Below are 25,205 nucleotides of genomic sequence, written 5' to 3' on the forward strand. Positions count from 1 at the left end.
TGCGCCGCCTCAAAACTCGGCAAACGGTTCCGGTCGGATTCGTTGTCCCCCTCGACCGTGAGGTCGAAGGGGCCGCTGAACTTTTAAAAGACGCGATCCGGCACGAGGTTCTGGCCTACAGGAACGACCTGAATAAGATATTGGATGCCGATTGACGCTGGGCTTCAGATCTTTTCCAAAGAGGGGTCGACTCCGGCTGAGTGCCGAATAGGGCGTTAAGGTCGGATTGAGGTTCTGGAAATGCGCTCAGGCTCCGCTTTCGGCGAGATATCGATAAATAGTGGCCTTAGAGAGGCTGTATTCAGCCATGAGGTCCTTGATTAAGGTGCCCCGCGCGCGTTTTGCGCGCAGTTCTACGATCTGATCGTCAGTAAGCGCAGGGCGCTTTCCGAATTGAACACCGCGATCCTTAGCTTTCTTAATCCCGTCCATTTGACGCGCGGCGCGGATTTCGGTTTCGAACTGACCGATGGCTCCCAGCATGTTGAATAGCAGCCGCCCGGTTGCGTCTGATGTGTCGATATTTTGATCAAGGACGACCAGATCAACGCCCTTGTCGCGCAGGGTCTTGGCGATCTGGCACATGTGCAGAGTTGAGCGCGCCAATCGGTCTATGCGAGTCACGATCAGCTGGTCGCCGTCCCGAACGTATCCCAGGCACTATTTGAGTTGCGGACGGGTATTGGTGGTGCCGCTTCGCTTTTCTTCAAACAGCTTGTCGCAGTCGCTCAGTTTCTCCCGCTGCACATCCAAAGATTGTCCAACTGAACTGACGCGGGCATATCCGACTTTAGCCATGGGGTCTCATATAGATTAAGGACTTGTGAGACTGCCATATTGAGACATTGAAAAAACATGGCAAGCGGATGGTCTCAACATGTTCACTTTCAAAGACTCCATTTCATAAAGAAAGAGCAATCCGATGGCACATCGAGCGGTATTAACTGCGCGCCAACGCGCGGCGCTATTTGATCTTCCAATGGATGAAATTGCACCACTTCGGCATTACACACTGGATGATGAAGATATTGAACATATCCGCACGCGGCGGCGACCAGAAAACCAGATCGGCTTTATCCTTCAACTTTGTGCCTTCCGGTATCCAGGCCGATTGCTGAAGGCTGGCGAGGTGATCCCCGAGCCGTTGTCTCGTTTTGTGGCCGCGCAACTCGGACTGAAGCCGGATGATCTCCTGCCATATGCCGCGCGGGAGAAGACTCGCCGCGAACATCTGGACGTTCTGCGCAAGATGTACGGGTACAAGATGTTCTCCGGCAAGCGTGCCAAGAAACTTCGGAAGTTGCTGGATCAGAATTCTGAATCGGCGCAATCCAGTGAGGGTCTGGTGCGCGGATTCGTGGAGGAATGCCGCAGGCGGCTAATCATCCTACCGGGTATCTCGGTCATAGAACGTCACTGTGCGGATGCGTTGGTCGCTGCGGAACGCAGGGTTGACGCTCGCATTGCGGGTCATCTTGATGCAATAATGCGCGCCCAGCTCGATAGCTTGCTGTCCGAAGAAGTAGATGGTCGGGTCAGCCGGTTCATCTGGTTGCGGCAGTTTGAGGTGGGTAAGAACTCTGCCGACGGCATTGCCAACTTATTTGGTCTTGGCGGCAAGCCGACTGACGGGTGTTCTTCAGGCAATGCCTAAAGAGAGGTTGCAGGAGGCTCTGAATCTGGAGATCTCCCACTATCCCGCTTTGACCCCTTAATCGTCGTCGTAGGCGCTTTCCCAGTCATCCGGCCGCTCCTCATGGCCGCGGTCGGACCAGTATGTGTCGTTGTTCGGGTTCATCTGATCCGAGTGGTTGTCGTTTTCGTCCTGGCTGTGATCGTTGCCTTTGTAGCGTCCCATGTGCTGTCCTTTCGTTGCTAGGGTGACCTCAAGATATGACTGGCAAACAGACCCTTGGAGTGGGGAATTGGGGACAACCTTGAACGGCTGACAGAAGTCAAAATCCATTAGGGTTAGATTCCGGTAGGGGGCAGGATCGTACCATAAGATAATCTGGTGACGGTGTACTCTTTGAAGCTACTGGGTTGTCCACCTCGTAAGCTCTTGATTTTGCTGATGCAGAAATTGTCCCAGAAAATCATTTGTTAAACAGGCGCAGTCAAGGTCGGCAGAACACGGGCCTTGGTGATCGACTGGGTGATGGTGCAGCTGTGTGTGACATGGCGGTGCAGGGGACAAACGGGATTGTATTTGGTGAGCCTGAGCAACCCTATTTAGGCTGCTCTTTCTCTTCCTTCTTAGTGGTCTGATGAATAGCGAGGCGATGAGCGGTCATGGCTCGCAGAAGGTCTGTGACGGCTCGAATGTAAGGTGTCGCAACGACGAGAAGGATGAGGCCTGTATTCATTTTTGTGCTCCGTATTGTTTGTGTGGGCAGGAGATGGACCCGACGTGCATTTGCTCCAAACAATCTGCGCAAAAAGTTTGATGCGCCTACCTGGTTGTTGAAATCACTGCCGACTGAATTTTGGCTATGTAGGTTGTTCTGTACTGCTGCGTGACCGTTTTGCTTGCCTGATCGACATTCGTCAGGCAGCGGGCCTGAGGCCGTGGCAAAAGAAAACCCCAGCCTTTTGTAGTAAATGATGCAAAGGAAACTACTTTGCGAAGCTGATTAGCTCATATGGCCTTTACATTAGGGTCAAATGGACTTATATGGACCTAAGGAGTGATCAAATGCAAATAGCAGAGAAGAAATATTCACCAGGTGAGATGACCGCTGCGGCCCTTAAGGGATATGCTCGCATCTCTGATCGATGGGGCCTAAGTCAGAAAGAGGCCGCGCAGCTTGCGGATATGTCCGAGAGCACCTGGAAACGGGCAAAGAAACCCGGATTCGCTGGTGAGCTGAGTAAGGACCAAATGCTTCGTTTGTCTGCGGTGATCGGAATTTACGAATCATTGGAGTTGTATTTCTCTACGCAACTTGCTGAGAAATGGATGACTCGCGCAAATACCGGCCCGTTGTTCGACGGTTTGCGCCCAATTGATACTGCGATTGAAGGCGGCTTACCCCAAATCCTGAATATCAGGACTTACTTGGATGCCCTGCGAGGTGGTGCGTGAAAGAAACCAATCTAACTGATCGCGGACTCATTCGTCTTCTTCCAGCAACTTATCACAAGCCGCCAGTTCTTCGTGGATTGATGGATAGTGACGATGAGGCTGATATTCTGGCTGAAATCGAAGGTCTTACAAGCGTGCGTCTGTCAGCTGAAGCTGGGAGAAACCCACACTTTGATCCGCGGGAACTCGCGTGGTATCGCCGCAAATCAGATCTACGCGTTTATGGAAACACTCATGTAAACGCTGCCTTTACTTACACTCGAAAAGGTGGAAACCGCTTCAACACTGAAAACCGGGGGGCATGGTATTGTGCTTGGGATGTCCAAGTCTCAATCGCCGAAGTTGCTTTTCATCGCACACGAGAGCTTGAATTTGCCGGAACATTTGAAGATGAGGCACGATACGTGGAGATTCGAGCAGACTTCATTGGCCAGTTCGATGATATGAGGGATGAAGTTGACCACGAAGCACTTCATCCAGATCCGAATGTTGGGTACAAAGCCGGTCAAAGTCTCGCTGAGGATCTTCGCCGAGGAGGATCACGCGGTCTAATTTATCCTTCAGTTCGTGCGCCAGAAGGAAACTGCCTGGTTTGTTTTGACCCCAATGCAATTCAGAATGTGACGCCTGGGGCCAAGTGGGATCTGAAATGGCAGGGAACCCCAAGCTACACAATCGAAAACGTAGCCTAGTTTAGAGAAAACCCCCGCCCATGTTGGCGGGGGTTGTAAAATATTGTGATTTGAGCTCGAGGTATTGCCAAGTTGTTGCCGTGAGACTTTGAGGTATTTGCATAGGCAGGTTCAGGCGGTCATTTCCGCAGTGTAATCGACCCAGAGGTTGAACGCGTCGGAACGGGCGTGGCGGTATGAGGCAGCAGTGAGTTGATAACGACGGGGGCGAAAGATCAGGTTGATTTGGTCATGCGCGGAAAGAAATCTCTGAGCCTGTAAATGAGACTTAAACTTGCCGAATAGCTTCTCTCTTTTTCGGGTTGGTCGGTGCGAGACTTCGATCGCGTTATTGAGGCCTTTGTGGGCTCGGTGGTCAGCGTCAGGTGCCAGTACATTGATTGGTTTGATATAGCTGCGCAGTTTGTCTGTAATGACGACTCTGGGTTCGCCGAATTTGGCAACCAGCCACCTGAAGAAGCGCTTTGCAGCTTTCGCGTTTCGGCGAGTCTGCACGAGAATGTCGAGCGTGTCGCCGTTTGCGGCGATCGCGCGCCACAACCAGTGCTTCTTGCCTCGGATCATGATCACAACCTCATCCATGTGCCACTTGTCATTCGGCCTTTGACGATCGCGCCTGACGCAATCTGCAAAGTGTCGACCAAAGCGATTGACCCACAGCCGAACTGCTTCCCGGCTGACGATCACGCCCCTCGCGGCCAACAGATCCTCGACGTCAGCAGTGCTCAACGCAAAGCGATGGTAAGCCCACACCGCGTAAGCAATGATCTCACGCGGAAAACGAAAGCCTTTAAGGCGTGGCATGATCGTTGGGATGTTCATTAGCGCCACATAGCTGGATCACTCAGCCTGAACAACTTGGCAATACCATTCGATGTCATCCAAAGTAGCAGAGGCAGATACGAAAGACTTAAAACCGCTCATGTGCCGAACACGGCGCTTTAAGACCTGATGATTCCGTTCGATCATGTTGCTCAAGAACTTCGATTTGACTGTTTTTACTTTGACCGGGCAACCAAATCACTTCAGGATCCGGTTCACCTTGCGAATGCCCGCCTTATTGGCACTGATCTAATCGACCACGAATTTGCCTGGGAATCCATTTGAAGACAGGGCTTTGGCAAAGAACCTGGTCGCCGCCGGACCGATCCTCTGCTCGGACAGCATGAAATCAAGGGTGCCGCCTGTCCTGCCATCCGCTCGACAGAGATACATCCACTTGCCGCGCACACCACGGTAGGATTTGTCCGTACGCCAGGAATTTTGCGTCCAACGCTCGTTCGATTGTGCCCAAACAACGACCACCGGCTAATATTTCGTAACCCAACTGTTGAGAGTGACTTGGTCAACCCGTGCACCGTGTCCGTCCATGATTTTTTCCAGATCCCGGTACGATACTGTGTATCCCAGATTTAAATACAATGCGTATAGAGTTGCCGCGCCGGAGAAATGGCACGCCTTCAATGAGCTCTTGCTAAAACCTGATCAAAAACTCTTCGATGGGAACAAACGTTAAAACTACATGGCTGTCAATCTGGCGCCAAAGTTTGCGCCACATCCCGCAAAGGAGCGAAGCCAGCTGACGGCGGCTTTGGGCTCAGCTTACGTTCACCTGGCTGCCGCAATACCGCGACACGGCCCTACGCGACGGCTGCTCGGTGCGTGAAAAAATTGTTCCAAGGCTTGTTGAGTTCACGCTGAATGGAATGAAATCACCCGCTTGGCAGGGGCCAGGAATATGTGCGCGGGCTCATCCTTGTTTGCCTACGAAATCCAGACCGATATCTAGACAGGGTGCGCTATGGGTGATCCAGCCCATCGAAATTAGATCGACCCCGGCTTCTGCCACCGCGCGTACGCTGTCCGGGGTGATCCCGCCCGAGGCTTCGGCAATGGCCTGCCCGTCGATCATACTTACTGCGTCGCTTAGGGTTGCCGGATCCATGTTGTCGAGCAGTACCGCATCGGCACCGATCTTCAAAACCTTAGCCAGTTGCTCCAGTGTGTCTACCTCGATCTCGATTTTGACCATATGACCGACCGCCTGCTTCGCCCTGGTCAGGGCCGGGCCAACACCTCCCGCAATGGCGATGTGGTTGTCTTTGATCAGCACGGCGTCGCTCAGGGAATAGCGATGGTTCATACCGCCGCCTGCCCGCACGGCATATTTTTCGAGCGCGCGCAAACCGGGGGTCGTCTTGCGGGTGCAGGCGATAGCAGCGCGTGTGCCTTCGACGCGACGCACCAGATCGGCGGTCACACTGGCAATGCCAGATAGGTGCCCCATAAAGTTGAGTGCGGTGCGCTCGGCGATCAGCAGGCTGCGTGACGGGCCCTCGAAAGTTGCGATCACCGTGCCGGACACAACAGGATCGCCATCGTCGACGTGGCGGGTCACTCTAATAGCCGGGTCAACCAAAGTGCAGGCCAGTTCGGCGCAATCCAGCCCGGCAATGCGACCAGATTGACGCGCGCAGGCCACGACTTCCGAGGCATGACCCTTTGGAATAACCGCGGTCGAGGTGACGTCACCGGCGAGCCCCAGATCCTCATCAAGTGCGCGGCGGATTACCGGCTCCAGCATCGTCCGGGGCAACTGGGCAAGGGGCATGTCGGTCATGGTTCAGGCAGTCCTCAAAAGGGGGTCTTGGCGGGCCGATCCCGCATGGGCGAGAATTTCGGTCAGAGTCATCAGATATGATTGGGATTGGGATGAAGGGTCTGGAAAGTCGCTGCGGTAGTGTCCGCCGCGCGATTCACAGCGCAGATTGGCGAAGACCGCGATTGCAAGCGCCACGAGGGCCGGGTCTGAGCCGCGCCCGTAGGTTTCGACCAACGGCAACAGCTTTGAGATGGCACAGCGCAAGCCCATCTCGTTACGGACCACGCCCAGGTATTTTGAAACCACTGGCCGGACAGGCCCAAGATCATTATCGGGCAACAAATCAGACTTGGGAGCTGTCGGCAGGGTTCGCATCCCGCGCCCGGCTACGTCGCGCGCGGCGCGACGCCCCATCACCACAGTTTCCAGCAAAGAGTTGCTGGCAAGGCGATTTGCACCATGCAAGCCTGTTGCAGCGCATTCGCCAATGGCCCAAAGGCCGTGCAGGGTGCTTCGCCCATCCTTGTCAGTGGCTATGCCGCCCATATGGTAATGCGCCACCGGACGGATCGGTATCGGGTCGCGTGCCGGGTCAACACCACTGATAGCACATAATGCATGAATGCCGGGGAAGTTTTGGGCAAAATCAGACCCAATCGTTGCGCGGGCATCAAGAAATGCTCGCCCGCCGCGTGAGATGATTTGATGCACGGCCCGCGCAACTACGTCTCGCGGGGCCAGTTCCGCGCCTGGAACTTGCGCCATGAAGCGCCTGCCAGTCTGGTCGATCAGGATGGCCCCCTCACCCCGCACGGCTTCGCTGACCAAAGCCATAGGTGTTTGTGGGGTGTCCAGGGCGGTGGGGTGAAACTGCATGAATTCCATATCGCGCAAGGCTGCACCAGCGCGCGCCGCCATCATAACACCCTGGCCAAAATTGCCTGAAGGGTTGGTGCTGGCGTCATATAAACCACCGCAGCCGCCAGTAGCGATGATGACCTGCGCGGTGCGCAGAACTTCGGCATAATCATTTTTTTGCAATTGAATGCCGGTGATATGCCCGTCAGTCGTCACCAATCGCTGGGCGTTGATGTCGGTCAGGCAGGTGATTGAGGGGCATTGAGGCACCGCGCGTGTCAGGGTCGACGTGATGGAGGAACCAGTGCGGTCGCCACCAACATGCAGAATGCGCCGGTGGGAATGCGCCGCCTCGCGCCCCAGGGAAAAAACTCCGTCTGCGGTTCTGTCGAAGCGAACGCCATAGCTCTCCAGTAAAGCGATCGCTTCTTGCGCTTCTGAGAGGATGCCCGAAGCGACGGTTTCATCGCACAGCCCGTCCCCGGCCCGCAGAGTATCGGCAAGATGTTGCGCCGGGCTGTCATCGGCTTCCAAGGCAGCGGCGATCCCGCCTTGCGCCCAGGCGCTGGAGCATTCCTGCCCCAACCCTGCGCGGGTGATCAGCACCACTGGTTGCGGCGCCATTTCCAGTGCCGCCACCAACCCGGCAATGCCGCTGCCGACGATGACTGTTTGGCCATGAAGCCCTTCGAGACGGATCATTTCACCGCCAGCATACGCTCTACCGAGCGACGTGCATCTTCGGCGATGGCGGGTTCGACGGTGACTTCATGGCAGCCAAATTCCAGCGCTTCGCGGATATTGCGCAGGCTGATGCGCTTCATATGCGGGCAAAGGTTGCAGGGACGCACGAACTCCACATCGGGGTGATTCAGAGCCACATTGTCACTCATGGAGCATTCAGTAAGCAGGCAAACCCGCGCCGGTTTTTTGTCACCGACGAAATCGGACATCACGGCAGTTGAGCCCGAAAAATCCGCCTCGGCCACCACGTCAGGCGGGCATTCCGGATGGGCGAGTACCGTGACGCCGGGCCATGCATCGCGCATGGCCCGCACGTCGTCAGCGGTGAACAACTCGTGCACTTCGCAATGCCCGTGCCACGCAATCAATTCGACATCGGTTTCTTTGGCGACATTCCTGGCGAGATATTCATCCGGAATCATCAGCACGCGCGGAACCCCCAGGGACTCCACCACTTTCACCGCGTTGCCGGACGTGCAGCAGATATCCGACGCCGCCTTAACTGCTGCCGACGTGTTGACATAAGTGATCACCGGTACGCCAGGATGGGCTTGGCGCAGCAATGCAATATCCTCGGGCGTGATGGAGTCGGCCAACGAGCATCCCGCTCCCGTATCGGGGATCAAAACAGTCTTCTCTGGGTTTAGCAGCTTGGCGGTCTCGGCCATGAAATGCACACCCGCCAGCACAATGATATCAGCATCAACCTCTACGGCTTCGCGCGCTAGGGCAAGGCTGTCGCCCATGATATCAGCCACGCCGTGGAAGATTTCCGGCGTCTGGTAGTTGTGGGCTAGGATGACCGCATTCTTCTCGCGCTTGAGTTCGAGAATGGCTTCCAGATCGCCTTCAAACAGCATCCATTCAGGTGCCGGGATGACCTGTTTAACCCGGTCATAGAGCTCCGGAAGGCGAAATTCTCTCATTGGCTTCTCCATTTATACTCGATTCGAGTACATTGGAGCTATGGTTATTCTCGATTCGAGATTATGTCAACCGAAGTTCAGGACCTGGAGAGAGGCAATCTTGCGCCCGACAGCATGCGGGCCTCAAGAATGGCGGGCCGATATCGGAACAGACGCGCCGGGCGGCCACCGGTACCGCTGGATATTTCACCGGTCTCTTCAACCAGTTCCTGCTGGTCGATTTGGCGGCGGAAATTGGGTTTGTGCAGGTGCAGGCCGGACAGCGCTTCGACCGTGCGCTGCAGCTGTAGCAGGGTGAAGCTTTCGGGCATGAGTTCGAACACCACCGGAGAATACTTGATCTTGGCCCGCAAGCGCGAAATGCCGGTGGCAAGGATGCGACGGTTGTCGCCCGCCATGGGACGGCCAAACTCCGGAGCGTCAACCAGCCCGGCTTCGTACATCAGCTCATAACGCTGCAAAACCAGCTCTTCATTCCAGGTCTTTCCATTCAGACCGAACAGATAGTCAACACGCTGGACCTTTAGCGGATCACTCCCCGCCCAAGCAGTGAGACGTTCGGTAATGCGTGGCAATTCCTCGGGCGGTCGGTCGCGATGATCCTCCCATGGAAAATACTGATACCAGCTCCGCCACGCGGGGCGTCCGGCTCCGGCGGCGTCTTGCTCCCGCACCAGCCCGAGGTAACTGATCGAGATACGCTGTGAGGGGGCGGCATCATCCGAACGCGGATCGCGATCCCTGTCCGCAAAGGTATATAGCTGTTCGAGATAACCCACAGGATGGCCGGTCTGGGCCTCAATCCAGGCGCGCAGGCTACTCTGAAGGCTGCGATGAGAGGATTCGAAAGGACCCGAGGGTAGCGCCTCGCCGCCGCGTAGGGTCATGACCCGCGGCTGGTTATCAGTAACGGCGGTCAGGATGGCAATCAGTTCGGCAGGGGCTAGTCCGCTTGGCAAGGAAATTCCTATGTGTTGAATGTCGTTGGACATTGGTCTCAAAGTTGCTTTCTAACCTGTATCTTAAGCCTTTGCTTGCGGAAAATGCCAAAGCGACTCAACCTACGCGGAACATGCGAGCCCAGCGTTACCGACCAAAGTGCCGTAGTAGCTTCAGGAACCAATTTTGAATGTATCGACTTCGCAGACCCGTTTTGCAGACAAAGCCGCGTCGGTCGAAGTTAACGCTGACGCTGATTTCGCCCTTAAAACGGAACTTCGCAGGCCTGCTTTCTGGCTTCAGAAATGTGGAGGGTTCTGCGTATCATAACAAAGCAACTACCGGCGAAGGTTTAAAGCAAGCGGGTAGCCATGCCGCCGTCTACGGCTAACTGGTCACATAGCTTGCTCTACCCGACAACAAGAACAACGCAGATTGAGCAATCTCCTGTGTGTAAGGGGCGGTTACCTACGGGGCACCTCGCAGTTTGACTATAGCTTTTCCCTAGGTGCTTCGTAAGGCGTTTTGCCGTTGTGAGCGCCGTGTGGTCTGTGGAAGTTGTAGAAGCTTTCCCATTCATCGAGTTTGGCTTCGAGATCGACGTCGCCTTTGTAACTGAGAAGTTGATAGAATTCCTGTTGGTCTGATCGGTGTGATCGTTCGACTTTTCCGTTCAACTGTGGCGTTGCCCGGCGAATGTAGGCGTGTCGAATGCCCATGACCCAGCCCCCTAAACGGGCTGTTTGGATTTAGAATCCGTTCCTGTTTCTTTCTCGTGATTAGGTTGCGGTCAAGGCCTGCTGAGCGGAGCCTTTGCGTAGCTCAAGCGAGGCAGGCCGGGTGGCACGGTTGAGATTGGCGTAGACGGCCGGTGCCAGTCCGCCAAGCGATGTGTGTGGTCTCTGGGTGTTGTAGTCGATCCTCCAAGTTTCAATGATCTTTCGGGCCTCTGCGAGATTGCCGAAGATATGTTCGTTCAGGCATTCATCACGCAGTCGGCCATTGAAGCTTTCCACGAATGCGTTCTGCATGGGTTTGCCTGGTGCGATGTAGTGCCAGCCAACGCCAGTGTTCTGGCACCATCGAAGTACGGCATGAGATGTCATTTCCGTTCCATTATCGCTGACAATCATGTCCGGCTGGCCACGCCTGCGGATCAGATCATCCAGTTCACGGGTCATCCGCGCACCTGACAACGAACGATCCACGACAGTTGCCAGTGCCTCTCGGGTGCAGTCATCCACGATGCACAACACGCGGAACCGCCGACCATCCTCAAAGGCGTCGGACACAAAGTCTAGCGACCACCGCTGGTTGGCCCGATCCGGCACAAGAATGGGCCTTCGCGTGCCCAGAGCTCGTTTGCGCGACCGTCGACGGCGTACAACCAATCCTTCCTCACGGTAGAGACGGAACAGCTTCTTGTGGTTCACTTCAAAGCCCTCTCTGGCCAATAGGATGCCCAGACGGCGATACCCGAACCGGCGTCGTTCATTTGCCAGTTCGCGCAATCGTCTGCGCAAGGCATCATCGCCCCGATCTTGCTTTTGGTACTGGAAGACAGATCGATGCAGGTCAGCCAGTTCACACGCCCGACGTTCAGACAGGCCGTGTCGATCCATTACGTCTGACACGGCCCGTCTTTTGACATCGGGCGTCAGTAGTTTTTTGTCGCGAGATCCTTCAATGCCGCATTGTCGAGCATCGCATCTGCCAGCATGCGCTTCAGGCGGTTGTTCTCATCCTCAAGTGCACGCAGCTTTTTAGCATCCGACACGTTCATCCCGCCGAACCTGGCCTTGTATTTGTAGAACGTGGCATCGCTGATCCCGTACTTACGGCACAGCTCCTGTGCTTTAACTCCAGCCTCGTATTCCTTGATCATTCCAATGATCTGTTCGTCTGAAAATCTGCGTTTCATAGTCCATCCTTTGATTGGACGAATTACTAGCACCTAAGTGGCCTGTTTTCAGGGGGCTGGGTCACCCAAGTCTTCGACATGCCAATGGAACTTCGCCTTGAATTCATGGCCGTTATCGGTCCTGATTTCGCGAATGCGAAAGGGGAATTTTTCGATCACGTGATTGACGAAATCGATGGCATTGGCCTGCGTATGTTTCTCGTAGACTTTCGGGGCGCGTACACGGGTCGCGTCATCGATTGCAGTGAACTAGAAGCGCCGTACTTTTTCTCCCTTTTTGCCTTTGAAGGTCAAGAACTTGACGTCCATCTGGATATGATGTCCTGGGACCTGCTTTTGATATCGTTTCGTATGAACCTTGCGCATGCGGGTGCCGCGTGGAAGACGGTTCATACCATGGCGACGAAGAATCCGAGAAACAGTCGCATCAGATATCTTAGTCCCGTGATAGCGCTCAAGGTACCAGACAATTCGCATTGGCCCCAGATGATACTTGCAACGAAGATGCAGCACCTTCTCTTCACGCTCGAGCGGCGTTCTGTTGGCGTGCCACCGTGGGATCGGGGGCGCATTAACCAGCCCAGCCTCGCCGCGTTCCGCATAAGCCTGGCGCCATCGATAAAATGTCGATCTTGCTATTACAAAATACCGACATGTCTTCACAACACGACCGGTTTCTTCAGCGTGGCGGAGTATCCGTAATTTGCGCCGAACCTCGCGTTTGTCCTGATTCATCGTCATCTCGTTCTTCCCAACGTTGGGAGGTAAAAGGAAATGTCCCGCAAGTAACGGCATATCTACAACCTGAACTGTGACGGTGTGGAGGTTCTCCCGACCAGACGGCATCGAAACGTGCGACAATGCACTGATGTCGTCTGCTGAAGAGAACCACCATGTCAGAGATCAGTACCCTAGCCGTTGATCATGCTAAGAACTTTTTCCGGATTGTGCGACCACCTATGAGGGTGACGTTGTCTTCAATCGGCGTTTTACCCGTGCGAAACTCGAATGGCGTCTAACCGGTCATTTTCGGTGTCGTGTGGCCATGGAAACATGCGCAACCAGCCAATTTGAGGCGATTGGCGCAGTCTTTTGACCATAAAATTCGCCTGATCCCTTCGATATACAAAAAATTACCCATTTCACGGTCGGGCAAGAATGACGTCAACGACGTCCACGCCATTTCAACGGCGGGCGACAACCCGACATGAGGTTCGTCGAGCGAATAATTGAAGCGCAACACGCGCATGCTGTTTTGTTTCGAACCCATCAGACACTGACGCAGCGACGGGCCCAGTTTTTTCTTCTTGCGACCCCATCGGCGCGTCAGATTTTAAGTGACATATCTGCTTAACCACACCTTCAGTTCAACCACTCATTAGGCGTTCTGAATGCGACGACGCGGGCGGCAAAAAGGGCGTGCCGAGGAGCGTTTTGAACGCTCCAATGATCGTAAGTTTCAACAAAGCGCCGGGTGGGAAACAAATTGTGATTAGAAATTAAACAATTACGGACCAGTTTTGTGGTAGACTAGGATGAACTTAGCGCGCTGGGACGAAGGAGTACGAAACCTAGAGGAATTTTTGAGATGGAGATTTTCGAGCAGTTTGCAGAAGAGTATGGGCGGACCAAGCTCATCGAAATGACATTGCAGGACTATTTGCTGGAATGTCGCGAAGACCCGACGATGCGGGCTACCGCAGCCGAACGGATGGTCGCTGCGATTGGCGAGCCAGAGCTTATCGATACCAGTCAGGAAGCTCGGCTTAGTCGCATATTTCTTAATCGAACAATCAAGCGATACGAACCCTTCCAGGACATATATGGCGTCGAGGAAACCATCGAACGTATCGTTGGCTTTTTCCGCCATGCCAGCCAGGGTCTCGAGGAACGCAAGCAAATCCTCTACCTGCTGGGCCCGGTCGGCGGAGGCAAGTCAACGCTAGCCGAGATCCTCAAAAACCTTATGGAACGGCAGCCAATCTATGTGCTGCGGGCAGGTGACGAGATCAGCCCAATCTTTGAATCGCCGCTTGGCCTTTTTGACCGCGCGCGGATGGGGGATTTGCTGGAGAACAAGTACAACATCCCTAAACGGCTATTGAACGGATTGATTTCGCCTTGGGCCGTCAAGCGTTTACAAGAGTTCGACGGCGATATTTCCAGGTTTTCGGTTGTCAAACTCTATCCGTCGAAGCTGCGCCAGATTTGCGTTGCGAAGACTGAGCCAGGCGATGAAAACAACCAGGACATTTCTTCGCTTGTCGGGAAGCTCGACATTCGCAAGCTGGAGGAATTCAGCCAGAACGACCCGGACGCTTATTCCTATTCCGGCGCTCTGAACCGCACCACGCAGGGATTGATGGAATTCGTCGAGATGTTCAAGGCGCCGATCAAGGTGCTGCATCCCCTGCTGACCGCCACACAAGAGGGGTCTTATGCGGGCACAGAGAACATCGGTGCCTTCCCTTTCCAGGGTATTATCGTTGCGCATTCGAACGAAGCGGAATGGCAGCAGTTCAAAAACAACAAGAACAACGAGGCCTTCCTGGACCGGATCAGTCTGGTCAAGGTGCCCTATTGCCTGCGTGCCTCAGATGAAACCCGGATTTACGAAAAGTTGCTTGAGGAAAGCAGTCTGGGCGAGTCCCCATGTGCACCGGAAACGCTGTCCATCCTGAGCCAGTTCAGCGTTCTGACACGGTTGAAAGAACATGAAAACTCGCCGACATTCTCCAAGCTCCGCGTCTATGATGGTGAAACCCTGAAGGACACCGATCCCAAGGCGCGGTCAGTGCAGGAATACCGGGATGCGGCCGGGGTGGACGAAGGGATGACGGGCACATCCACCCGCTTTGCGTTCAAGGTGCTGTCCGAGACTTTCAATCACGACACCGAAGAGGTCGGCGCCGATCCGGTTCATCTGCTCTATGTTCTTGAACAGGCAGTGAAACGCGAACAATTCCCCGACGAGGTTGAAAGCCGGTACCTGTCTTTCATGAAGGACGACCTGTCGCCGCGTTACGCGGAATTCATCGGCAACGAGATCCAGAAAGCCTATCTGGAATCCTATTCCGACTTTGGTCAGAACCTTTTCGACAGATACATCGCCTTTGCTGATGCCTGGATCGAAGATCAGGACTTCAAGGATCCGGATACCGGCCAGATTCTCAACCGCAGCGTTCTGGAACAGGAACTTGAAAAGATCGAAAAACCGGCCGGAATTTCCAACCCCAAGGATTTCCGGAACGAAGTGGTCAAATTCGTGCTGCGCGCACGGGCCAACAATCGCGGTCGTAACCCTGACTGGCGCAAATATGAAAAGCTGAGAAGGGTCATAGAAAAACGTATGTTCGGCCAAATACAGGACCTTCTGCCTGTAATCAGCTTCGGTGCCAAACGCGATAAAGAAACCGAAGCAAAGCACAATGAGTTTATTGATCGCATGATTGGCCGCGGTTACACGCGCCGGCAGGTCAGGCGCCTGGTCGAGTGGTACATGCGGGTCAATAAGGCAGGGTGAGGAGTCGATGCACAAATGGCCCATTTCATCGACCGAAGGCTGAACCCCAAGGATAAGAACCTCGGGAACCGCAGGCGATTTCTGCGCCGGGTTCGCTCTGCCGTCAAAGAGGCGGTCGACGAAAGTGTCCGGAACCGGAAAATCGCCGATGTTGGGCAGCAGGAAAACATCTCGGTACCGTCAGAAGGGATCGGGGAACCACATTTTCAGCATGACATTAAAGGTGGGACCAGACATCAGGTTCTGACCGGCAACAAGAAGTTCAAGGCGGGCGACCGGCTCAAGAAACCGCCAGCGGGTCAGGCCGGGCAGGGGGGACGTGAAGGCGCACCCGACGGAGAGGGCGACGACGAGTTCATGTTTGTTCTGTCTCGAGACGAGTTTCTTTCCATATTCTTCGAAGACCTTGAACTGCCCGACATGATCAAGCACAGCCTGAAAGAGGTTGCAATCTCCAAGCCGCATCGAATGGGCTATACTGCCGCCGGAACTCCGGCCAATCTCAGTGTTTCGCGAACGATGCGCAATGCTTTCGGCCGGCGGCTCGCAATGCGGCGCCCAACAAACGCTGCTATACAGGCTCTTACTGACCAGGTTGAAGAACTGGAGGCGCTGGAAAAGCCAGATGCGGCGCGAAAAGCGGAAACGCAGCTGCTTCGCGAAGAACTAGACAAGTTGCTAAGGCGACGCCAGATTGTTCCCTATATTGACCCGTTGGATGTGCGTTACAAGTATTTCGAGATGCGCCCCGAGCCAGCCTCGAGTGCGGTGATGTTCTGCCTGATGGACGTCTCGGCTTCGATGGGCGAGCGCGAGAAGAGCCTTGCCAAGCAGTTCTTCGTCCTGCTGCATCTTTTCCTCAAGCAACGCTACGACAAGATCGAGCTTGTTTTCATCCGCCACACCCAGGTCGCGACCGAAGTCGATGAGGATACCTTTTTTCACTCCCGCCAAACCGGCGGCACGGTCGTGAGCAGTGCGCTCAACGAGATGAAAAAGATAATCGACGCCCGCTATCCGCCCTCATTGTGGAACATTTATGCCGCGCAAGCATCCGATGGTGAGAATTTCAGTGGTGATTCACAACTGTGCGCCGACCTGCTGAACAGTGAACTGATGAAATGTTGTCAGTATTTCGCCTACACGGAAATCGTCGACGAGACCGAAGCCAATCTGATGAACAGCGAAGATAACGGTATGGAATTATGGCGCTCGTATCGGCAGGTCGCAGAGACCTGGCCAAACTTCGCCATGAAACGGATCGCGCGCGCCAGTGACATCTACCCGGTTCTGCACGAGCTGTTTGCGCGCAAGACGAACGGAGTTTCCAATGGCTGATGGGGCCGATGCAAAGCGACCGCTGTTTGAAGGTGCAGAGTGGGATTTCGATACCATCCACCGCAGCTATGACGCGATCGAACGTGTGGCGATCGACGAACTCGAACTTGACGTATACCCGAACCAAATCGAAATCATCTCGTATCAACAAATGCTGGATGCGTATTCGTCGACCGGGATGCCGCTCATGTACAGGCACTGGTCTTTCGGGAAGCGGTTCGTTCACGAAGAGAAAGCCTATAGCAAAGGCGCAAACGGTCTTGCCTATGAGATCGTGATCAACTCCGACCCCTGTATCTCGTACTGCCTTGAAGACAACACGATGGCACTTCAAGTCCTTGTGATTGCCCACGCGGCCTTCGGGCACAATCATTTCTTCAAGAACAACCACCTGTTTCGCCAGTGGAGCGATGCGCAGGGTATTCTCGACTACCTCGACTACGCGCGCGGTTTTATTGCCCAATGCGAAGAGCTGCACGGTGAACGTGAGGTTGAACATTTACTCGACGCGGCCCACGCGCTCATGCCGTCGAGCGTTTTCCGGCACAGGCGACCACCTCATTCATCGCTTGCGGATGAGAGAACCCGGCAGCGTGAGCGGCGCATCGAAGAAGAGCGGGCAGTACATTACCTGTGGGACGCCTTCGATAATCCTGCGCAGTCGTCGAAAACCGATGAAGAGGCGCAGAAACGCAAGCGCGAAATGGGGTTGCCGGAAGAAAACCTGCTCTATTTTGTAGAACGTCACAGCCCGGTTCTGGAGTCCTGGCAACGTGAAGTTCTGCGCATCGTCCGCAACATCGCACAGTATTTTTACCCGCAGCGCCAGACCAAAGTGATGAACGAAGGATGCGCCTGCTTCGTCCACTACTATATCACCAATCAGTTGCACCGCGCCGGTTTGCTGACGGATGGAGCGATGCTCGAAATCTTGCACAGCCATACCAATGTTCTGACGCAGCCCGACTTTGACGCCCCAAACGCGATGGGGATCAACCCTTATGCGCTGGGGTTCGCGATGATGCAGGATATCCGCCGCATCTGCACCGACCCGACCGAGGAGGACCGGGAGTGGTTTCCGGACATCGCGGGCAGTCGCGCGTGGCGCGAGGTTTTAAAGGACGCCTGGGCCAACTATCGCGATGAAAGCTTTGTTCAGCAATTCCTCAGCCCCAATGTCATGCGCCGGTTCCGCATGTTCTCGCTGACCGATGACGATGGAAAACCCTTTTATACAGTCGACGCGATTCATGACGAGCGCGGCTATCATCAGGTGCGCGACACTCTGGCGCGCGGCTTCGACACTGCGGAACACGACCCGGATATACAGATTGTCGACGTGGACTTAATGGGGGATCGCCACCTCAGGCTACAACACTCAGTGCGCAACGGAGTGCCACTGGACCAAAAAGCCTGCGAAGCGACATTGGGCCATCTGCGGCAAATCTGGGGTTTCGATGCGGCGTTCGAAAACTAGCAAAGGTTTTGCTGCAAGCTCTGGGCTCAGATCGACAAAAGTGTGTGTGTCCGCGCCAATTGGCAGCACAACCTCTGTGGCTGCCGTGACACTCTCGCCGCCATTTGAACGTGCTAAATCACTGTTTCGCCGGCAAACTATGGTGGGGTCAGATCGGGTGTTGTAGACCCATTACTTAAATGGGGAATATGACGGATACACCATCGCGGACTTCTGCGGATCAGGCGCAACGACGCCAGGTTTCGGTTCTGTTTGCCGATATGGTCGGCTACACCGCAATTGTTGCCAGTTTGGACGAAGAAAAAGCGCTTGAATTCGTGCGCAAGGTCTACGACACGCTGGTCCGCGCGGTCGAAGAAAACGACGGCACAGTCCGCGATTTTGCCGGCGACAGTATAATGGCTTTGTTCGGTATCCCCGATGCGCTTGAGGACCCGGCCCTACGAGCCTGCCGGACCGCATTGGCGATACACGCAGCCTTCAATTCTGCTGCGGCTGACTTTGATAAGCGCTTTGGTGTGCGCCCGGAAATGCGTGTCGGTGTCAGCTCGGGCAATGTGCTGATGGCGGCGGTTCAGGGGGAAACCGGGCCGGCGACGGCGGTTGGCAGCACGGTGAACCTGGCGGCACGTCTTGAAAACCTTGCACCATCCGGGGGCAGCCTGCTTTGCGACACCACCCGCGATCTGGTCGAATGGGTGTCTGATCTCAGCTTTTTTGGTGAGTACACGATCAAGGGTTTGTCCGCACCGCAAAAGATCTGGCAACTTAACGCCGTCTACGAAGGCGCAACGCGCTTTGATGCGTCAATCGCGCGAGGGTTGAGCGATTACGTCGGTCGGACGGGCGAACTGGATGCGATGGCCTCTGCCTTGCTGCGATCAAAATCCGAGCGATTGGTCATTGATCTGGTGGCAGAACCGGGTTTGGGTAAATCGCGCCTTGTCTACGAATTTGTTCACCGGGTGGCGGCCGGCGAAGTCACCGTCCTGACGGGACACTGTTATGCCAACGGTCAACCTATACCGTTCCTGCCCTTTTTGGAAATCGTCAAAAAGTCCTTTCACATCAGCGACCGGCACAATCCTCTGCGGGTTCAGGCAAAACTGGAAGCGGGGTTGAAGAATTTCGGGCTGTTTTCCCAGCTAAACCTGGGTCTTCTGATGAACCTTCTGGGATTCAAACCGCCGGAAGAGTCTTTGGATGGCCTCGACGGCGTTCTGATCGGCTTGCGCGTTCGCGAATTGCTGACAGCCCTGCTCAAGAAGAAATGCGCGACAGATCGAGTCGTTCTGGTGATCGAAGATGCCCATTGGATCGACACCTCCTCGGAAGATCTGATGGCGATCGTGCTTGAAGACCCCGAAATTTCGAACCTGCTGATCGTTCAAACACGGCGGCCGGAATACACACCAGAATGGCTTGGCAAAAGTGGCGTGACGACAGTTGCGCTGAATCCGCTGACGGTTGCAGACGTTGCGGATCTGGCCCAGAGCCGTCTGGGAGTGTCCGACCTGCCGGACGGTTTGGCGGAACAACTCACCGAACGCGCTGGGGGCAACCCGCTGTTCGGCGAAGAAATTCTGAGCTTTCTGCTGGATCAGGGTGCTTTGCGCGTCGATGGCGGAACCGTCTATTTCAACGCGGATATCAATGACAGCGGATTGCCCCTTACGATGCGCAGCCTGCTGACAGCCAGAATTGAGCGTCTCGCGGCAGGAGATCGCGAGGTCCTGCAGGCCGCCGCCGTTATCGGCCGCCGCTTTGATCCCGGCCTGCTATCCCAAGTTGTGGCGAATGCCGACGAAATTGGTACAACTCTGCAACGGTTGCAGGCGCAGGATGTGCTGTATCGCGAGGCGAACTCGGCCGACTATATCTTCAAACACGTTCTGCTGCGGGACTCGGTGTATCAGAGCCTTGTTCCGTCACGCCGGTCCGCGTTGCACTTGGCGATCGCCGACGCGCTTGTTGTGCGCAACGCAAACCGGTTGCAGGAGGCGGCTGAAGTGCTGGCCTTCCATTACAGGCAAACCAATCGCACCGATCAGGCGTTCCGTTTTATTTCGATGGCCGGGGACAAAAGCCTGGGTGTGTATTCGCTGGACGAAGCCAACCAGTTCTTTGTCGCGGCGCTGGAGCTGTATCAAAGCGATCCGGACTGTGCTTCGAGTGAACAGTTTGCGGCGTTCATGGCCAGCTTTGCGCTCTGCTCAAACATCTCGTTGCGGGTCAAGACGATCATCGAACTGGCTGGCACCGTACGGCCGATCCTGCAAAAGGCGGGGGACAGCCAGGACCATGCCCAGTTCCTGCACCATTACGTGTCGTGCCTGGTGTGTAATGGCAAGTACCGTGAAGCACACTGGGTGCAGCAGGAATTGACCGAAATGGCGCAGCGCCTGAGGGATCCTTCCTCCAGCGCCTATGCCATGGTTAATGAACTGTCGGTTTCGATCTATCATTCCCCGATCCCGAATGAGCGGTTTGAGACCAAAAAGCGCGAGATCGAGACGGTTCTGAAAAAAATCGACGATGCTTACATCCACAACTTTTTCCTGGCGACGGTTGGTTGGAATGAACTGACCCGTGGCCGTGTGGCCCGGGCGCACGCGACATCGGATCGTATGATTGCGCTGGGCAAATCCAAAAACGACCCGCGGGCGCTGGGATATGGGACCGCGATGAAAGCGTTGATCGCAATGGTCACGGATGACCATGAACTGGCGTTGACGATGGCGGAAAAGGCGCGGCAGGACTCACAGGTCGAGTTTGAACAGGCCATTGCCGAGGCGGCCCGCGTTGCCGCAATGATCCCGCTGGAAAAACCCGGGGCGATTGTAACCGTTCAAAAGCACATCAAGGACTGTGATGAAAAAGGGTGGACTTTGTTCACTTTTGGACCTGCGACAATGCTGGGTGTAGCGTATGCCTTGAACGGTCAAATCGCCGCCGGGCTGCGGCAAGTTGAATGGGCCATCCAGAGACGAACGGATGAGGGCACTCAGGTTTCGGCAGACTGGGCGCGGCTGTTCCTGTGCGAGATGTATCTGGCCATTCTGACCGGCGAGGGCGGCGGCTCGATCGGCGTTCTTATCAGGAACTTCCGCTCTATCATCTGGGTTATGCTGTTTGGCAGAAAACGGTTGATTGCGATGATCGAACAGGTGCGCAGCAACCCGCAGTTCGACAAAAAAGGCCATTATATCGCGCGCTGTGACATGATCATGGGGCTGTTCTACAAGGCAAAGAAAAAGAAATCACAGGCCAGGGATTATCTGACCAAAGCGCGTGTTGTCGTCGAAACTGCCGGGCGATCCCCGATGCTGACGCGGATCGATGCCGCATTGGCGGAGCTTGCCTAATCCGTAAAGTCAGACAGGCTTCTGATCGCAGTCAGGTTAAACAGGAACGTATAAGCCCAGCCGCGGGTGTTGATCAGGCGCTAAGGCTTGCATTTGGGCGCCAGAGCGTTCCCGGCCCTAGCGCCCAAGTGACTGTTACTCTGTCAGTGCGTTGTGCCCGAAGTACAGGAACTCACGGTCCATTCCGGCGACATCACCGGCCTCAAGCGACAGGCTTGCGGAATCCAGCATCTTGTAGCTTTTTTGGGACTTCACCCAGTCATCCGCGTTTTGCAGGGTGGTGAGCGTATAGCTGGTGGTCTCATTCAGGTAATGCGTGGGGATGATGACCTTTGGTTTTAGCTTTTCCACGATGTCATTGCCCTGTTTATAGTCCAGAATATGCTGGGACCCGTCGACCGGTAAGGTCAGAACATCCACCTGTCCGATTGCGTCCCAAAACTCCTGCGGTGGATTGTGACGGTTGTCTCCCCAGATCAAAGTTCGGATGCCGCCGGTCTCGATCAGGTACACCACCATATCCATGTGGCTGACATTGTCCGGCGGGCAGGCCTGAACTCCGAATTCACCTAGGGCATTGGTCCAATCATACCAGCCGGGCGCGCGGCAAACGTGCTTGTCGGCAAAGCCAGTGATTTTGATGTCGGCAAACTCGAAGTTCCCGACCATCCGGTCCAGAACCATTGTCGATACCGGGCGATGAATCGCGTCGTGGTCAAAATGCGTATGCGTCGACATGCAGATATCTACCGGAGTTTCGGGGAATTCGTTCTTGAACCACAATCCCCACGCGCCCGATGGGTCGTCACGCCACGGGTCGAACAGGACAGTCGCGCCACCGGGGGACGTGATTTTGATCGCGCAATGTCCGAAATAGTCGATGCCGACCGCGCCTTCTACTGAACTTCCGGTGGTCTTTTGCAACTCGATCACACCGTTGTTGTTGCCTGGTTGGGTCCAGTCGGTGGATTGTGCCTTGGCCGAGCTGCTGCCCAGCAACGTCGCCGCTCCGCTTACCCCTGCAGCCCCCGCTGCAGCAAAGAAGGATCGGCGGGAAAGACCCGGTGTTAGGTCATCCTTGTCCCCGCGCAAGAGTGTCGGTTTAAGGTTCAGATCGTCTTTTTCCATTTTCCAGTTCCCTGTTGTCCTGCAACCCGAAGTCCTTTTCGGGTTACAGGAAGCGTAACAAGTGCACATGCAGTCGAAGGCACCGAAAAACTGAGGGGAAAACATTGGGGAGACCCCCATGTTTATTGGATCGATAGCAATAGACTTCTGAGGTTCCGACCGCTGCGTTTCAATCCTAGCTTGGCGCGAATGTTGTTGCGGTGGAACTCTATCGTACTGGGTTCACGACACAGCGTGCGCGCGATGTCCTTTGTCGTTTGTCCGCGCATAATCATCTGCGCAATTTCCTGTTCGGTCGGGGTCAGCGCTTCAAAAATGGTGGCCAACTGCCCGCGCATTTCCGAGGTGATGGATTTCAGACTTTCTTCTGCAAGTTCAAGATAGGCCTGTCCTGCAGGGTCTCCGTCGAGCCTGCCGCGCAGCTTGGCCAGATGAGGCAGAACCAGCCCCTTTATCTGGCGCAAAATCTTATCGTCATACTCTTCGCGCGACGTCTCCACGCTGCTGAGAAGAACGCGCAGTGCGGCATTTGCATCTTCAAGATCTGCTGTGCGGTTGGCGACACGTTGTTCCAATTGGTCCAGTGTGGCCTGCAACTCGGCTTCAAGGGCCGCGCGTCGGTCTATTTCGGTCAACAGCTCAAGATCCGCCTCGATAACCCTGGCAAACTCCTGCAAACCTTCGCGAAAAAGTAACGCGCGCCTGTTTCGGCGGGTGTCCAAAACACAGATCGTTCCAAAGACACTACCATCCGGCCACTTCAGTGGGTAGCCGATGTAGAAACGCATCCCATGTTCCATGTCGTCATTGTCGACCCACTCGGGATCGCAAGTGGCGTCTTCTACAGTTAGTTCGCCGTCATTGCGTAACACCCCGTAGCAATAGAGCTTTTCGTTCAGTGTAAATCGGCAGCCGGGCGTGTACGGATTACCGTCCGAGAAACTGGACACAAAAACAGAATGGTGGGGTTCGTGCGTCCGCATGACAAGACTGGCCGGCACGTTTGCGACACGTGCAATGAGATTCACGATCCGCTGCCATTTGGCGATGGTTTCTTGTGATATTGCAGGCTTCAAGCGATGCTATCCCAGTATTCAACGCGAGACCCTTTCAAGCGTAGTCCGCGCGGGGGTGAACCCGCAAGGTCTCTGCTACATTAGCGGTATTGAATAAAACAGTCTGGCCTGTCGTCATGCTGACGGTTCGGTCAAATTGGACATAAAACAGATTAATCAATAGAATAACTATCGGCGTTCAATGCGAATTCTCGGCGGTTTGAGTTGCCGGCATGACGTTTTTTTCAAGTTTTTTCTTTCGAGGGCTGTTTTGAGGTAGTTGCTATGAACCTGTCACGCTTGTCGCTTTTGCTTGTTGTGTTCATTGATGTGATGGGCTTTGGGTTAATTCTGCCGATTTTCAACACAATCTTGCTGGACCCGCAGCAAACCTTTCTTCCGCATGAGACCCCCGCGCACATCCGTCAGTTCGACTACACGGTGCTTATTGCGGTTTTCTTCCTGTTTTACTTCTTTGGCGCGGCCTTCATTGCAAAGGTGTCGGACTACATCGGCCGCAAAAAGGGGATAATGGTCTGCCTGAGTGGCGCACTGATCGGCTATGCACTGACCGTTGCCGCGATCATGACGTCCAGCTATTGGCTGTTGTTATTGGGGCGCGCGATTTCCGGGTTTACGACCGCAAACCAACCCATTGCGCAGGCCGCCTTGATCGACATCAGCCGTGACGATCAGGAAAAGTCAAAAAACCTTGGGATGATTGTTGCGGCGTCTGCGCTGGGCTTGCTTGGAGGACCATTGATATCAGGTCTGCTGAGTGACCAAAACTTGATGGGCTCATTTGCGTCACTGGAACTGCCATTCTACGTTGCCATTGGCCTTATCTTGTTCAACATGGCGTTGATCCTTCTGTTTTTCTCGGAGCCCGGATTCAAAAAGCAGGAAGTTGACTTTGGGCTTTTGGACGTCGTCATGAACTTGTGGAAAGTCTTTTCGCATCCGGTCGTTCTGCGGCTTTCCGTTGTTATGCTGTTCTCACTCATGTGCCTGAATGCGTTTTTCTTTTTTATCGACACCTATCTTCTGACGAGATTCAAGTTCGATACTTTTCAAAACAGCATGGCCCTTGCCGTGTTCGGGGGATCCATGGCCTTTGGAAGTGCCTATCTGACCGCACCGCTGCACGAACGCTATAAAAAGTTCCCGATCCTGTATATTTCCATCGCCGCTATGGGTCTGGGAATACTGGCGTTCATGCTCAATCCGGTGGCCGATCTTTCCTATTTATTGATCATCCCTATAACCATCGCCTTTGCGATCATGTACCCCACAATGCTGTCGTTGTTCTCGGGAAGCGTCGGACCATCCGAGCAAGGTTGGGTGATGGGTGTTACCGTGGCCATCTATGCTTTGGGCTCGGGAACCATCACGGCGCTGAGCGGTTCTCTCATGGCCATCAATCTGCGAATGCCGTTCCTGATCGCAATCATCTGCTGCGTTCTGGCATTAGTCGCGATGGCAAAACTGTTCCGGTATCCGGGCGTCCAGGCACTTGATACCAAAGGCAAGTGACCTCTGCAGCGATAGCTGC

General features: G+C 54.8%; 17 protein-coding genes and 5 pseudogenes. 8 read left to right on the forward strand and 14 right to left on the reverse strand.

The annotated features are described in order from the left end of the window. Positions 1-246 precede the first annotated feature (246 nt). Positions 247-432: a helix-turn-helix domain-containing protein gene (locus tag MHN28_RS25065; RefSeq protein WP_370645743.1), complete on the reverse strand. Its 186-nt coding sequence runs from the start codon at positions 430-432 to the stop codon at positions 247-249. Next, positions 409-798 (reverse strand): annotated as a pseudogene (locus tag MHN28_RS17000) (recombinase family protein); the annotation flags it as partial. The gene MHN28_RS25065 and the pseudogene MHN28_RS17000, both read right to left, overlap by 24 nt. A 124-nt stretch (positions 799-922) precedes the next feature. Here MHN28_RS17000 and MHN28_RS17005 point away from each other — a divergent pair. Beyond that, positions 923-1,588, forward strand: a pseudogene (locus MHN28_RS17005) (DUF4158 domain-containing protein); the annotation flags it as partial. A gap of 123 nt (positions 1,589-1,711) precedes the next feature. Here the strand turns inward: MHN28_RS17005 and MHN28_RS17010 are convergent. Then, positions 1,712-1,858 (reverse strand): hypothetical protein, encoded by a 147-nt coding sequence (locus MHN28_RS17010; protein ID WP_239343772.1) that lies wholly within the window; start codon positions 1,856-1,858, stop codon positions 1,712-1,714. Positions 1,859-2,695: 837 nt separating this feature from the next. Here MHN28_RS17010 and MHN28_RS17015 point away from each other — a divergent pair. Together MHN28_RS17015 and MHN28_RS17020 are read left to right on the forward strand one after the other, a co-directional pair. Further along, complete coding sequence (locus tag MHN28_RS17015; protein ID WP_239343773.1) at positions 2,696-3,085, forward strand: MbcA/ParS/Xre antitoxin family protein; 390 nt, start codon at positions 2,696-2,698, stop codon at positions 3,083-3,085. Next, complete coding sequence (locus MHN28_RS17020; RefSeq protein WP_239343774.1) at positions 3,082-3,777, forward strand: RES family NAD+ phosphorylase; 696 nt, start codon at positions 3,082-3,084, stop codon at positions 3,775-3,777. The genes MHN28_RS17015 and MHN28_RS17020 overlap by 4 nt, the downstream gene beginning before the upstream one ends. 111 nt (positions 3,778-3,888) lie before the next feature. On the opposite strand, the gene MHN28_RS17025 is transcribed toward MHN28_RS17020, so the two are convergent. The 9 genes and pseudogenes from MHN28_RS17025 to MHN28_RS17060 form a co-directional block, all read right to left on the reverse strand. After that, positions 3,889-4,599: an IS6 family transposase gene (locus tag MHN28_RS17025; protein WP_239343775.1), complete on the reverse strand. Its 711-nt coding sequence runs from the start codon at positions 4,597-4,599 to the stop codon at positions 3,889-3,891. Between the two features lie 18 nt (positions 4,600-4,617). Beyond that, positions 4,618-5,082: pseudogene (locus MHN28_RS25070) on the reverse strand (DDE-type integrase/transposase/recombinase). A 445-nt stretch (positions 5,083-5,527) separates the two neighbouring features. Beyond that, positions 5,528-6,397, reverse strand: a complete 870-nt coding sequence (nadC, locus tag MHN28_RS17030; RefSeq protein ID WP_239343776.1) for a carboxylating nicotinate-nucleotide diphosphorylase — start codon at positions 6,395-6,397, stop codon at positions 5,528-5,530. Positions 6,398-6,400: 3 nt separating this feature from the next. After that, a complete protein-coding gene (locus MHN28_RS17035) occupies positions 6,401-7,939 on the reverse strand; it encodes an L-aspartate oxidase (protein ID WP_239343777.1) in 1,539 nt (512 codons plus the stop codon). Then, on the reverse strand, positions 7,936-8,907 hold the full coding sequence (nadA, locus tag MHN28_RS17040) for a quinolinate synthase NadA (RefSeq protein ID WP_239343778.1): 972 nt from the start codon (positions 8,905-8,907) through the stop codon (positions 7,936-7,938). Before nadA ends, MHN28_RS17035 begins: the two co-directional genes overlap by 4 nt. A 77-nt stretch (positions 8,908-8,984) precedes the next feature. After that, a complete protein-coding gene (locus MHN28_RS17045) occupies positions 8,985-9,866 on the reverse strand; it encodes a hypothetical protein (protein ID WP_239343779.1) in 882 nt (293 codons plus the stop codon). A gap of 471 nt (positions 9,867-10,337) precedes the next feature. After that, positions 10,338-10,565 (reverse strand): annotated as a pseudogene (locus MHN28_RS17050) (integrase core domain-containing protein); the annotation flags it as partial. A gap of 60 nt (positions 10,566-10,625) precedes the next feature. Beyond that, positions 10,626-11,767 (reverse strand): IS3 family transposase gene (locus MHN28_RS17055; protein ID WP_239343780.1). Its coding sequence is split into 2 segments (ribosomal slippage): positions 10,626-11,521 and positions 11,521-11,767, totalling 1,143 coding nucleotides; the frame shifts between segments, so codons are not numbered across the junction. 63 nt (positions 11,768-11,830) lie between these two features. Next, a pseudogene (locus tag MHN28_RS17060) lies at positions 11,831-12,502 on the reverse strand (helix-turn-helix domain-containing protein); the annotation flags it as partial. Positions 12,503-13,355: 853 nt separating this feature from the next. On the opposite strand from MHN28_RS17060, the gene MHN28_RS17065 reads away from it, so the two are divergent. The 4 genes from MHN28_RS17065 (at position 13,356) to MHN28_RS17080 (ending at position 21,470) form a co-directional block, all read left to right on the forward strand. Beyond that, on the forward strand, positions 13,356-15,290 hold the full coding sequence (locus MHN28_RS17065; protein ID WP_239343781.1) for a PrkA family serine protein kinase: 1,935 nt from the start codon (positions 13,356-13,358) through the stop codon (positions 15,288-15,290). Between the two features lie 15 nt (positions 15,291-15,305). After that, positions 15,306-16,628 carry a YeaH/YhbH family protein gene (locus tag MHN28_RS17070; RefSeq protein ID WP_239343782.1) on the forward strand — a complete coding sequence of 441 codons (1,323 nt, stop codon included), beginning with the start codon at positions 15,306-15,308 and terminating at the stop codon, positions 16,626-16,628. Then, positions 16,621-18,105, forward strand: a complete 1,485-nt coding sequence (locus MHN28_RS17075) for a SpoVR family protein (protein ID WP_239343783.1) — start codon at positions 16,621-16,623, stop codon at positions 18,103-18,105. Before MHN28_RS17070 ends, MHN28_RS17075 begins: the two co-directional genes overlap by 8 nt. A 188-nt stretch (positions 18,106-18,293) precedes the next feature. Continuing rightward, positions 18,294-21,470 (forward strand): AAA family ATPase, encoded by a 3,177-nt coding sequence (locus MHN28_RS17080; RefSeq protein ID WP_239343784.1) that lies wholly within the window; start codon positions 18,294-18,296, stop codon positions 21,468-21,470. 135 nt (positions 21,471-21,605) lie between these two features. On the opposite strand, the gene MHN28_RS17085 is transcribed toward MHN28_RS17080, so the two are convergent. Together MHN28_RS17085 and MHN28_RS17090 are read right to left on the reverse strand one after the other, a co-directional pair. Next, a complete protein-coding gene (locus MHN28_RS17085) occupies positions 21,606-22,598 on the reverse strand; it encodes an MBL fold metallo-hydrolase (RefSeq protein ID WP_239343785.1) in 993 nt (330 codons plus the stop codon). Between the two features lie 122 nt (positions 22,599-22,720). Continuing rightward, a complete protein-coding gene (locus MHN28_RS17090) occupies positions 22,721-23,674 on the reverse strand; it encodes a LuxR C-terminal-related transcriptional regulator (protein WP_239343786.1) in 954 nt (317 codons plus the stop codon). Between the two features lie 264 nt (positions 23,675-23,938). On the opposite strand from MHN28_RS17090, the gene MHN28_RS17095 reads away from it, so the two are divergent. Next, the gene (locus tag MHN28_RS17095; protein WP_239343787.1) at positions 23,939-25,186 is read left to right on the forward strand and encodes an MFS transporter; all 1,248 of its coding nucleotides are present in this window, start codon (positions 23,939-23,941) and stop codon (positions 25,184-25,186) included. Positions 25,187-25,205 lie beyond the last annotated feature (19 nt).

Source organism: Ruegeria sp. Ofav3-42, assembly GCF_022347725.1.
Lineage (GTDB): Bacteria > Pseudomonadota > Alphaproteobacteria > Rhodobacterales > Rhodobacteraceae > Ruegeria.

Bases quoted from the DNA above. Each gene is read 5' to 3' on its own strand.
- MHN28_RS17080 (WP_239343784.1), top strand. From the start codon at position 18,294: ATGACGGATACACCATCGCGGACTTCTGCGGATCAGGCGCAACGACGC.
- nadC (WP_239343776.1), bottom strand. From the start codon at position 6,397: ATGACCGACATGCCCCTTGCCCAGTTGCCCCGGACGATGCTGGAGCCG.
- MHN28_RS17010 (WP_239343772.1), bottom strand. From the start codon at position 1,858: ATGGGACGCTACAAAGGCAACGATCACAGCCAGGACGAAAACGACAAC.
- MHN28_RS17035 (WP_239343777.1), bottom strand. From the start codon at position 7,939: ATGATCCGTCTCGAAGGGCTTCATGGCCAAACAGTCATCGTCGGCAGC.
- MHN28_RS17070 (WP_239343782.1), top strand. From the start codon at position 15,306: ATGGCCCATTTCATCGACCGAAGGCTGAACCCCAAGGATAAGAACCTC.
- nadA (WP_239343778.1), bottom strand. From the start codon at position 8,907: ATGAGAGAATTTCGCCTTCCGGAGCTCTATGACCGGGTTAAACAGGTC.
- MHN28_RS17075 (WP_239343783.1), top strand. From the start codon at position 16,621: ATGGCTGATGGGGCCGATGCAAAGCGACCGCTGTTTGAAGGTGCAGAG.
- MHN28_RS17015 (WP_239343773.1), top strand. From the start codon at position 2,696: ATGCAAATAGCAGAGAAGAAATATTCACCAGGTGAGATGACCGCTGCG.
- MHN28_RS17095 (WP_239343787.1), top strand. From the start codon at position 23,939: ATGAACCTGTCACGCTTGTCGCTTTTGCTTGTTGTGTTCATTGATGTG.
- MHN28_RS25065 (WP_370645743.1), bottom strand. From the start codon at position 432: ATGGACGGGATTAAGAAAGCTAAGGATCGCGGTGTTCAATTCGGAAAG.
- MHN28_RS17085 (WP_239343785.1), bottom strand. From the start codon at position 22,598: ATGGAAAAAGACGATCTGAACCTTAAACCGACACTCTTGCGCGGGGAC.
- MHN28_RS17065 (WP_239343781.1), top strand. From the start codon at position 13,356: ATGGAGATTTTCGAGCAGTTTGCAGAAGAGTATGGGCGGACCAAGCTC.
- MHN28_RS17025 (WP_239343775.1), bottom strand. From the start codon at position 4,599: ATGAACATCCCAACGATCATGCCACGCCTTAAAGGCTTTCGTTTTCCG.